We start from the raw sequence: 10,529 nt of genomic DNA on the forward strand, positions 1-10,529 counted from the left end.
ATAATTAATTTCCAGTTTTAAAAAATGAACATTAAAAAATCCCACCTAAAATAGGAGGGATGAAATAAATTGGTTTGAGGAAAATCCTTGAACCACAAAGCTCGGCGAATGCCGAGAGTCTATAAAAATAGAAAGGAGGAATCGTGTGAAGCGAGTAAAGGGAGTGATGCTCATCATTCTGTCCCTTATAGCCCTTACTGGGTGTTGGGACTACCGGGAATTAAACGAACTCGCATTTGTCCTTGCAATGGGGGTAGATAAAATACCGGATACAGGTGAATATCGTTTTTCGTTTCAACTGGTAAACGCCCAAGAAATTGCCGGTGAGGCGGGAAAGAAAGCGCCCGTTGTTATATACAGCGGAAAGGGAGACACGTTATTTGAGGCCGTCCGGGAAGCGTCAGAAAAGTCACCGCGGCGAATTAATTTTGAACATGTCCGTGATTTTATCATTGGTGAGGAATTAGCGAAGGAAGGGATTGAAGACGTATTTGAATTAATTGAACGGGATGCTGAACCGAGAATGACGACCCGGGTTTTTATCGCGAGAGGCATTGACGCAGAGACGATGTTGAAGACACGGACAACAGTCGAAATGATCCCGGCAAACTCGATCCTCGGAAAGTTAAAAATCTCATCACATGTGCTAGGTGAAGCCTATGAGGTTCAGATCGATGATGTCATTCGCGGGCTGCTAGTCAAAGGCGGCGGTCCTGTCATAAGCGGGATTGACCATCTAGGCGATCCAGAAACAGGCCAGAAACGAATCAATGTGGACAATTCCGATCCGCCAGCACAGATGCATGTGAGTGGGATGGCTCTTTTCAAAGACGCCAAATTAGTCGGGTGGGTCAACAATGAGGAAGCCAAAGGGCTTTCTTGGATTAACCATGAAATGCAAAGTACAATTATAAACCTAGACTGCGGAAAAAAGAAAGATGCGATCGCAATTGAACTTCTTCGTACCCGTACGAAAAAGGTAGGAGAGATACGCAATGGTCAACCAGTCGTCAAAGTGACCATTGAGCAGATCGGTGTTGTGGGTGAAGCATTGTGCCCGATCGACCTAAGCAAATCGGAAGAAATTCGTAAGTTAGAACGCCAATTGGAAGAAGAAACGAGCAATCACGTAAAAGTGATGGTTGACAAAGCGAAGGAGCTTGAGACCGATGTCCTTGGCTTTGGTGAAGCGATTCTTCGCGCAGACCCTAAGACATGGCAACAAATGGAGAAAGAGTGGGATAAAATTTTCCCTACGATTGAAGTAGAAGTGAATGTAGAATCGGCCCTTAGACGAACAGGACAAGTGTCAAAGCCTTATTTATTAGAAATGGAATAGGTGACAAGGAAGGGTGGTGGGGTAAAGTGGAAAATGCAAAAATTAGTCCAGGCCAATTGTTTGCCTTGCTCGTCCTCTTTAATTTAGGAACCGCAATTCTTCGTGTTCTCGCCATTGATGCCGAAAAAGATGCGTGGCTTGCGATCCTATTAGGAGCGATTGGAGGACTTTTCCTTTTTTACATCTATGTTTCCCTTTATCGCCAGTACCCTAACCTGCCGCTAACCGGGTATATGAGGGCGATTCTTGGGAAATGGATCGGTTGGCCGCTCGGTTTAATTTACGTTCTATTTTTTATTCATGGAGCGGCCCGCGACTTGCGAGAAGGAGGAGATTTGCTAGCGGCATCAGTACTAGATCAAACACCGCTTATTGTCCTTAATATCGTAATGATCTTTTCGATTGCGTATGTCTTGAATAAAGGGTTTGAAGTATTAGCTAGAACGGCACAAATCTTCTTTTCGATTTTTCTCATTTTCGCAGCGATTAGTGGACTCCTCTTATATTTTTCAGGAGTCATTGATATCAACCGCTTGCTCCCAGTCTTGGCGAAAGGGTGGGGGCCTGTGAATGAGACGACGTTAAAGCAGACGTTTCAGTTTCCCCACGAGGAAGTTATTTGTTTTGCCATGGTGCTCCCTTATTTAGCCAATAGGAAGAAAGGTATACGGGCTGGTTATTTGGCCGTCATTGTCAGTGTGCTGATTCTTGCTTACTCGACAGCGATGAATGTGGCAGTGCTCGGTGTGGATATTTCCGCACGGGCCGTGTTCCCTTTATTGCATACGATCAGCTTGATTAACATTGGAGAATTCATCCAACGGCTCGATGTATTTGTCGTGTTAACACTCATCCTTGGTGATTTTTATAAAACGGCCATTTTCTATTATGCCGTTGTCATTGCTGCTGCCGACGTTTTTCAAATTCAAGATCATAAAAAGCTTGTCAACTATGTTGGGCTCATCATTTTGTTTATTTCAATGATGCTGACAGGTAACTTTGCCGAGCAAATTGAAGAAGGGAACGTTTTGTTGGACACCTTCTTTTTAGCATTCGGTGGAATTATTCCTTTTATTTTGTATGTGGTGGCTAAGCTACGGAAAACTTTTAGTTCTGCACGTACATAAACTAAGAAAGCGATAAGACGGAAAGGTGGTGAGAACGGTGGGAGATATCAAAATAAGCCCAGGCCAACTATTTGCTTTAATTTTCTTGTTCAATATGGGTACAGCGTTAGTTGTCAGTTTAGGGATTATGGCAGAGAAGGACGCGTGGCTCGCGACTTTATTTGGAACGGTCACTGGTCTCCTTTTGTTTTTCGTTTACGTTGCCCTTTACCGACAGTACACGAATCTCCCCCTTTCCGGCTACATTATCGAGATTTTAGGTAAGCCGATTGGCTGGCCGTTAGCCTTACTTTATGCAATTTTTTTCATTTATGGGGCGGTGCGAGATGTCAGGGATGGTGGTGTGCTCCTCGTTATCTCGGTATTGGATCAAACACCGCTGATTGTCATCAATGCCGTTATGACATTGTCTGTTGCGTACGTTTTAAATAAAGGGATTGAAGTGCTAGGAAGAACAGCTCTTATCTTTTTAGGTATTTTGGTTCTTAGTGGTGTGGCAAGTAACCTGCTATTGTTCGTTTCTGGAGTGGTTGACTTTACCCGTCTATTACCTGTGTTGGAGAGAGGCTGGGGGCCAGTGTTAGAAACGACACTCACCCATACGTATGAATTTCCGTTCAACGAAGTCATTTGTTTTACGATGGTCTTGCCATTGTTAAGCGAGATGAAACGGGGGATTCGATACGGTGTCATCGCGACACTCTTGAGCGGATTTGTTCTTAGCTTAACGACAGCGATGAATATTGCTGCACTTGGAATCGGTATTGCAGGCAGGGCAACGTTCCCTTTACTGCACACGATCAGTCTGGTGAATATCGGAGAGTTCATTCAGCGGTTGGATTTACTAGTCGTCCTCTCACTAATTATTGGAGACTTTTTTAAAATTGCCCTGTTTTACTATGCAGGGGTAAAGACGGCGGCGGATCTGTTTCAAATAAGTGACCACCGTAAGCTGATTTATCCTGTGGGGTTGATTATTCTGTTCGTCTCGATGATGATTGCGGGGAATTTTGCAGAACATATAGAAGAAGGGAACTTCGCACTGATTTCTGTTTTTCTTATCTTTGGCTCAGGCCTTCCGATCCTTATGTTGATCGTAAGCACGGTAAAGGGGAAATTTAGATCCAATTCCTCCTAGCGAAAAGGCATTTTATCGCCACTTTTGAGCAAAATGAATCACGACTGGCTTTAAAAATACGTAAAGGGTAATAAGGATCACAATGACAACTTCTTCGACCATTAAAGCCCTGAACGTCATAATAATATTGCGAAACGAAACCGATAAAGGGATCGATACGAGCAGGTCCATGGTGATCACCATGAGGACACTAAGGAAAAAAGCAGTAAAAAAAGAAAAAATATGCGCATATTCAAAACCATCCCAATCACTGTCAAAGCTTCTTTCCTTAGTATGATTCTTTTCTGATGATCTCATTACAGGTGAGATGACTAGAGGGGAAAATCAAGTGAATGCTGAGCATTTTCGCTGTTACCCAGTGAGAGATATGCTAAGATTATGCCATGTGATAAGAAAGTAGGTGCGACTATGCAAATTGACATATGGTCAGATTTTGTTTGTCCGTTTTGCTATATTGGCAAGCGTCGGTTGGAACAAGCGATTGGGCAACTCGCAGACAGTGAGCAACAAACGATTGATGTTGTGTTCCGCAGCTTTGAACTTGATCCGAATGCTCCGCGAGAGAATCAAGTAACTGTATATGAGAGCTTGGCAAGGAAATATGGCATGTCCATTGAAAAAGCGAAGGAGATGACAGAACAAGTCAAGATACAAGCAGCAACCGTGGACTTGGCGTTTCAATTTGAACAAGCGAAAGAAACAAATACGTTCGATGCTCACCGGCTTGCTAAATTTGCAGATACCAAAGGTAAAGGAAAGGCGATGACGGAGCGATTGTTAAGTGCTTATTTTTGCGAATCACTCCCGATTGATAACCACGAAACGCTTGTGAAGTTAGCAGGTGAAGTGGGTCTTAACACGAGTGAGACACATGCTGTGTTAAAAAGTGAAGCCTTTTCCGATCAAGTACGTAGCGAGGAAGCAAAGGCCCAATCTTTGCAAGTCCGCGGCGTTCCATATTTTGTCATCAACCAAAAATACTCATTGTCGGGTGCCCAACCGACAGATGTATTTTCTCGTGCCCTGAAGCAAGTGCTAGACGAAGAAAAGCAGGAGTTGAAACCACTAGCAAATGAAGGGAAACAAGGGGCTGCATGTAGTGATGGCAGCTGTGAGATCCCTAATGAATCGTAAATGATTGTGACAGAAGATTGAAAGATGAAAAGGTTCTTCTAAATACTAGACTTCGTTCATAGATTTAGGACAAGTCTAGTTTTTGGAGGGGCCTATGTTTTTTGTTACGAGTTATTCCATCAGTGTTAAACGCTTAGTCACATGCATCGTTGCAACGATGGCACTCATGATGGTCCTTGTCTCCTTCCTCGTATCGAACACTTATTTTCATTCGCAGAAAGTTCATAGAGGAATGGAGCTTGTTACAAGTGAAATGCTCCTGTCGATGATGGGAACAGAAAATCCGTATTTTACAACGGCTTTGCCGGAAGGGTATGAACCCCCTTCTATGGCAACGATCTCGTTTGAAATGGCGACAAGCATTGAAATGGGGGACATTCGTTCACTGCTCGGACGAGAGTTGCCAGGTTTAGCTCTTTTTGATACACGAATCATCGTTGCAGGGGAAGGGACAAATCTTTCGAACATGCCTTTCGAATCACCGCCACCGATGGAAGTGTTGTTGGAAGAACGAGAAGCGGTCATGGAGTCTTCAGATGAAGAAGAAGCTGATACTGAATCTACACCAGATACAGAGCGGCAAACGGACAGCACACGTGTGTTTATCCATCATACCCATAGCTGGGAATCGTTTTTGCCTCATTTGCCAGGTGTGGAAAACCCAAATCAAGCGACGCACAATGAGATGAATATTATTAAGGTAGGTGAACGCTTAGGGGATGCTCTTGAAAAACACGGAATTCAGGCGGCTGTTGACAAAACCGATATGACCGCATTGCTTCATGAGCGCAATGTTCGTCCGAGTCGGGCGTATGAAGTATCACGAGAAATTGTTCAAGAAGCGATTGAGGAACACGACGATCTTTCGTTTATATTTGACCTTCACAGAGACTCAGTGCGAAGGGATGGCACGACGGTTACCATTAACGGGAAAGAATATGCGCAAGTGTTGTTTGTCATCGGCGAATCCCATCCTGACTATGAGAAAAATTTAGAGCTTGCGACAAAACTGCATGAAAAAGTGGAAGAAAAATATCCAGGACTCAGTCGCGGTGTGTTTGGTCGGGATCGCTCAAGCGGAAATGGCGTCTACAATCAAGATCTCTCTGACCAATCGATCTTAATTGAATTTGGCGGTGTCGATAACCATATTGACGAGCTAAATCGTAGCGCCGACGCATTTGCCGAAGTGTTTGCTGATTATTTTTGGACATTGGAAGATGGATAAAAAGATGTAAAGAGTCTTGGACAAAAGGATTTTAGTCAAAGTATAATCCGAACTATGATTCAAAGCCTTAGGTAGAAAATGTAAGTAGAGAGAATGATCTCAAACGACAAAACTATTATTTACACTTTAATTAGCTATTAAAGTTTAAGGTTGCTGATTGAAGAGAAGGTAACTGACAATAAAGCCATTTTTAATGATGGAACGAAGGTGGAAGCCAACGTTAATAAGTTCACGGCCATAAACGCCGATCAAACAACAGACGATCCTCAGACAGAAAAAAGGTTCAGATCATTTTATTTTGATGATCCGAACCTTTTTCTTACGTTTGGCTAGTTATGTCCCGAGCTCCACTCAAAAAATCATTTTTTGAACATTCGTCATGGACGTAGTCTAACCCCTTTAGACGCCTAGGTGGACAACCACCTGTTTCACATCAAGGATAGGGTGGAGGATGACAGAGCCATCGCTAATTTCAAAGTCAGCTCCCTCAACGCTAGACACCTCTGTGACATCGTGTAAATGTACGGTCCAAGGCTTGCTTCCATCAGATATATCAAATGTGACTGTAGTGGTGGAGCGAGTCGCAGATAAAGTGAGTGCTTCCTCTCCCTCTACTGTATAGATGGAAGTTGTCGCGTAATTTTCAAGGGCAAACACGTGGAATGCCACATTGTCTGTATAGTCATAGTCTGGACGGTCATCCACCGAGCCGATCGGGACGATCGAATTTGGGCGAACGAGTAAAGGGATGCTCAGATGGTCGTGATGTTCTTTCTTCCAGCTACCACCTTCCACGGCTTTTCCTGTTAAGAGATTTGTCCAACGACCATCAGGAACGTAGTAATGAGCGAGCCCTTCTTCATTGAAGATCGGAGCCACAAGCAACTGACCCCCGAGCATGTATTGGCGATCTAAAAACGCACACGTCGGATCGTCTTGGAATTCTAACACCATCGCACGCATGAGTGGGAGCCCGGTCGTTCTTGCTTCACATGCTTTCGCATAAAGGTATGGCATGAGGCGACATTTCCATTTTGTAAACTGACGAGGAACATCGGTGGCTTCCTCATCATAAACCCACGGGACTCGATACGATTTATTTCCATGCAGACGACTATGGCTCGATAATAAACCAAAGGCGGTCCAGCGCTTATAAAGGTCAGCAGTGGATTGGCTTTCAAAGCCGCCAATGTCGTGACTCCAGTAGCCAAAACCAGACATACCGAGAGATAATCCCCCTCGTAAGCTTTCCGCCATAGACGAGTAAGTTGCGGCACAATCTCCACCCCAGTGAACAGGGAATTGTTGACTGCCAGCCGTGGCCGATCGAGCAAATAAGACGGCTTCATGATTACCCTTTACTTGTTTCAAGACGTCAAACACCGTTTGATTATAGAGGAACGTGTAGTAATTATGCATTTTTTCTGGGTCAGAGCCATCGTGATACACGACATCGGTCGGTATCCGTTCACCGAAATCGGTTTTAAAACAATCAACGCCCATTTCTAGAAGCCTGCGAAGGTGGTCCTGATACCAAATCCGAGCGTCAGGGTTCGTAAAGTCAACCACGCCCATCCCTGGTTGCCATAAATCCCATTGCCATACATCACCGTTTTCTTTTTTCAGTAAGTATCCATTTGCAGCCGCTTCTTGAAACAGCGGAGAGCGTTGCGCAATATAAGGGTTGATCCAGACAGATAGCTTCAAGCCTTTTTCTTTTAAGCGCTGTAGCATTTTTTCTGGCTCTGGAAATACCCGCCGATCCCATTCAAAATTACACCATTCAAATTCCTTCATCCAGAAGCAATCAAAATGAAACACGTGAACAGGCAAGTCGCGTTCATTCATCCCATCAATAAATTGGGTGACAGTCGCTTCATCATAGTTCGTTGTAAACGATGTGGACAGCCAAAGACCGAACGACCAGGCCGGCGGCAATGCTGGTTTTCCCGTTAAATCGGTGTAGCTTTCAATGACTTTCTTCATCGACGGCCCAGCCATCACATAGTAATCAAGGCGATGACCTTCGACGCTAAACTGAGACTTCGACACACTTTCAGATCCTACTTCGAACGACACCCACTCCGGATGGTTCACGAACACGCCGTACCCTTTGTTAGAAAGATAAAAGGGAACATTTTTATACGATTGCTCCGTGTTCGTACCGCCATCTTTATTCCAAATGTCGACGACTTGACCGTTTCGAATCAAAGGTGTAAACCGTTCGCCTAAAGCATAAATCATTTCATCTGGCTGGAGACTAAGCTGCTCACGCATATAAGCCTTTCCGTCCTGAGCGAGAATGTGGGCGATGCTTTTTGAACCACTCGATGTGATCGCTTTTCCTTGATAGGAAAAGGTAATGAGCCAATCACCTTCTTTATGGACGGTGACGGATAGGTCGCCACTTGTGAGGATTGCCGTCGTCTCCGTTTCTGTAAAACTTGCTTGATGCTTGTGATCATGTTTGGTAGTAAAAACCGGACCTCGTTTTCTCCCTCCTTTATGATGATCGATTTGCACGCGGATCATCTCTCGCCTAGGGGCGGAAAAAGTGATCTCCAGTAACGGGGTATCAAGCTGTCCATACCGATCCACAATCGGTTTCGGCGAGGCTAGAACCGTCATGGATGCTTCCCCTTGTATGATCTCATGAACTTGAACCGCTCCTATAATTGTATACTCTTGTCGTGTCAGCCACTGACCATCTGAAAATTTCATCCTTTGTTCCCTACCTTTCGAGTTCGTTTTTGTGTATAGAGAAGCTTCTGATCACATCATACTGATCTTTTTAGTAAGAATCTTAAATTTTTCTGCCCTTTTATATAACAATTCTGATAGATTATTAATAAGGAGCATTCCTGTAATGAAAGAATTTGAGGTTTGAAACAGAAAGAGCCCTCCTGTACGATACGAGGTATCAGTAGCTACTGATCCTTAATTAGATAGAGTCTCGGAATAAATAACAATTTTCCGGGTGAAATGAACCAAAATTACTGGAAATTGGATTGGAATGGCCTGCACACTCATTATTTTCATTGTATTTTCAAAAATGTGCATGACAAAGAAACCTATTGCCATTATTTTTTTAAAAATTGACTAGGCGGCTTTAGGAAAGATGATTTCTTCAATATTTAACTGCTCTTTCTGACTGCTGTACCAAGCATCGATGTGCTGACACATCATTATGGCGTATAGGCGAATGTACCACATTTTTGTTGACCGGTGGCGTCCAGATTCCAAGTGATAATCTATTTTTTCTCTTTTATTAGAACGTTCAACAGAGGTTCTTCGTTTGTATATAAGTTTCCACTTTTCAGAGGACCTTGGTGTTTTGGTAAATAATCGTAGATTATCCTCTCTGAATGTATGGAATGTCCGACCATATTTTGCTTTTGAACACGGTGATGAGCATGTATTTTTGGTACCGCAAGCAAGTGGACAACGCCATTTTTGCCGATTTTGAGATTTGTCAAACCCGTTGGGCTTCATCTCCTTCCCAATCGGACAGATTGGAACACCTGTTGGAGATATTTGAATATCACTTTCTGTACTAAAGTTCTTCTTTGTTCGAACATTTAAATCGATGAAGGGTTCCACATTTTGATGTTCAAGTAGCTCATAAATGGCCTCAGCATCGTGCGCTGCATCAAGAAGAATTTTATCAATCGTGCCCAAGGTGTACCGTTGCGAAAATTCAATTGAACTAACCACTAGGCTGACTGAATCATGCCGGGAAGCAGGATGCAGCCGTGGATATAGCGGTAAGTCGTATTGGCTATCGCTAGTGGATATCATGTAGAGATGATATCCGTTGAAGTACTTTTCCTTAGAACTATCCCAGCCTGAGTCGATGTCGGGTTGTGAATACTGGCGTGGGTGAGTACAGTTCGTTAGTCCTTGGGCACTACAATTACAGGTTGATTTACTTCTCGGGTACCTAGCTGTTTCAATTGGTGTCCCATCTCCAACTACACCTAGAGCTTCGGGATCCCCAAGAAGACCAAGTTTCGTAGAAACCGCTAAAAATTGGGATTGAAAAAACTCAAATAATCGGTCTCCTGGCAGTTGTTTTTGTTTGGAACCATAACGCATTGCCCGATCAACGAGTTTACGAACAATTCCGGGATTCTTAGGTTCAGCTTTTTCACCCTTTTTAGGCTTCTTTTTCTTTTTTGACTTTTTCTTTTTAGGTTTGACCTTCGGCATAACATTCGGGCTTTCGAAGGCCCATAAACGTTTGAAAAAGTCTTCAAATGTTCCAACACCTGGTGTGTCACCGGGTTCAAAACCGCTAAGAATTGCATACAACGGAACGCGACGAAGTTGATCAACCCAATGAGTAATACCTTTTGTAGGTTGAACAAATAATGAAAGCAGATAAGAACGCATCATAGAAGCAGGGTCACGAGGCTTTGGTCCCTTTTTGGAATAGGAATCACCAAGCCATGTAGTTACCGAAGAGAGATCAGTTATCCAAAGCTTTTTAATTACTGGCCAATCCTTATTAACAAGGGTAAGAATGCCGCCAGAATAATGGGCATTTAACTGATTTAGAACGAA

Annotated in this window: 8 protein-coding genes; 5 read left to right on the forward strand and 3 right to left on the reverse strand. The window is 43.6% G+C overall.

Annotated features, from left to right (window positions below):
- The first annotated feature begins 145 nt into the window (after positions 1–145).
- Genes E2L07_RS19175 through E2L07_RS19185 form a run of 3 tightly spaced genes read left to right on the forward strand, consistent with a single transcriptional unit; the run spans position 146 to position 3,604 of the window.
- Positions 146–1,339 carry a Ger(x)C family spore germination protein gene (locus tag E2L07_RS19175; protein ID WP_166740130.1) on the forward strand — a complete coding sequence of 398 codons (1,194 nt, stop codon included), beginning with the start codon at positions 146–148 and terminating at the stop codon, positions 1,337–1,339.
- 26 nt (positions 1,340–1,365) lie between these two features.
- Complete coding sequence (locus tag E2L07_RS19180; protein ID WP_166740131.1) at positions 1,366–2,466, forward strand: GerAB/ArcD/ProY family transporter; 1,101 nt, start codon at positions 1,366–1,368, stop codon at positions 2,464–2,466.
- Between the two features lie 37 nt (positions 2,467–2,503).
- Positions 2,504–3,604, forward strand: coding sequence for a GerAB/ArcD/ProY family transporter (locus E2L07_RS19185; protein ID WP_134230376.1), 1,101 nt, complete (start codon positions 2,504–2,506; stop codon positions 3,602–3,604).
- Positions 3,605–3,616: 12 nt separating this feature from the next.
- Here E2L07_RS19185 and E2L07_RS21795 read toward each other — a convergent pair whose 3' ends face one another.
- A complete protein-coding gene (locus tag E2L07_RS21795; RefSeq protein WP_478292536.1) occupies positions 3,617–3,901 on the reverse strand; it encodes a YczF family membrane protein in 285 nt (94 codons plus the stop codon).
- A gap of 111 nt (positions 3,902–4,012) precedes the next feature.
- Between E2L07_RS21795 and E2L07_RS19190 the strand changes: the two genes are divergently transcribed.
- Both E2L07_RS19190 and E2L07_RS19195 read left to right on the forward strand, forming a co-directional pair.
- Positions 4,013–4,738: a DsbA family oxidoreductase gene (locus tag E2L07_RS19190; protein ID WP_134230377.1), complete on the forward strand. Its 726-nt coding sequence runs from the start codon at positions 4,013–4,015 to the stop codon at positions 4,736–4,738.
- A 94-nt stretch (positions 4,739–4,832) separates the two neighbouring features.
- On the forward strand, positions 4,833–5,966 hold the full coding sequence (locus E2L07_RS19195; protein ID WP_134230378.1) for a stage II sporulation protein P: 1,134 nt from the start codon (positions 4,833–4,835) through the stop codon (positions 5,964–5,966).
- A gap of 399 nt (positions 5,967–6,365) precedes the next feature.
- On the opposite strand, the gene yicI is transcribed toward E2L07_RS19195, so the two are convergent.
- The gene (gene yicI / locus E2L07_RS19200) at positions 6,366–8,687 is read right to left on the reverse strand and encodes an alpha-xylosidase (protein WP_134230379.1); all 2,322 of its coding nucleotides are present in this window, start codon (positions 8,685–8,687) and stop codon (positions 6,366–6,368) included.
- 378 nt (positions 8,688–9,065) lie between these two features.
- Positions 9,066–10,529: transposase (locus tag E2L07_RS19205; RefSeq protein ID WP_134228578.1), on the reverse strand; the 1,464-nt coding region annotated here is incomplete at its 5' end.

Origin of the sequence: Halalkalibacterium halodurans (assembly GCF_004376175.1) — a bacterium.
In the GTDB taxonomy this organism is placed as follows: domain Bacteria; phylum Bacillota; class Bacilli; order Bacillales; family Bacillaceae_D; genus Halalkalibacterium; species Halalkalibacterium halodurans.